This window comes from Labilibaculum sp. DW002, from assembly GCF_029029525.1.
In the GTDB taxonomy this organism is placed as follows: domain Bacteria; phylum Bacteroidota; class Bacteroidia; order Bacteroidales; family Marinifilaceae; genus Paralabilibaculum; species Paralabilibaculum antarcticum.
On the sequence record NZ_JAKJSC010000023.1, the window covers coordinates 1 to 572 of the forward strand.

Genomic DNA, 572 nt, shown 5'->3' on the forward strand with positions numbered 1-572 from the left:
TCTGTATGAATCAAAGGCATCTCCTGGAGGTAAAGGACGGTTTCTATCCATAAACCAAGTAATAAAGGACATATCCCTATGCCAACCACCTTTTCCCATATTAACAATTTGTATTGACCCAATAAAATCGGGCCTCACAGCATGTAACAACGCATTTTTATCCATCGTAAACTTCACTTCACTAAAAGGTATGGTGCTGTTTTTCTTCCAAGTCCATCCCGAAAATGTAATAGTTCCATCAATCCGATTGAGAATAAATTCTTTTTTCGGCATAGTGAAGTAATAAATAAGAAAAAATACTAGTAACAGTAATGCCCCACCAAACAAAAAGTAATCAGTATCTTTAAACTTATAATCCTCATCCAAAAACAATGGAATAATTCCAAGTACAATAATTAACATTGCCCCGCCCCCAATTCTACTTCCCATCTTAGGGTGGCAATACATGCTCAAAAATTGATGATTTAAAAACAATAAATATTTACTCTTAACCCCAACAGATTCAACAACGGTTTCTCCTGGCTTTTCGAATATATTTTTCTTTAACCAACTTTGTTTCCCTTTATCACCAA

Annotated in this window: 1 protein-coding gene; it reads right to left on the reverse strand. The window is 34.8% G+C overall.

Annotated features, from left to right (window positions below):
• A partial coding sequence (locus L3049_RS21540; RefSeq protein ID WP_275111905.1) for a hypothetical protein occupies nucleotides 1-572 on the reverse strand: 572 nt, incomplete at both ends.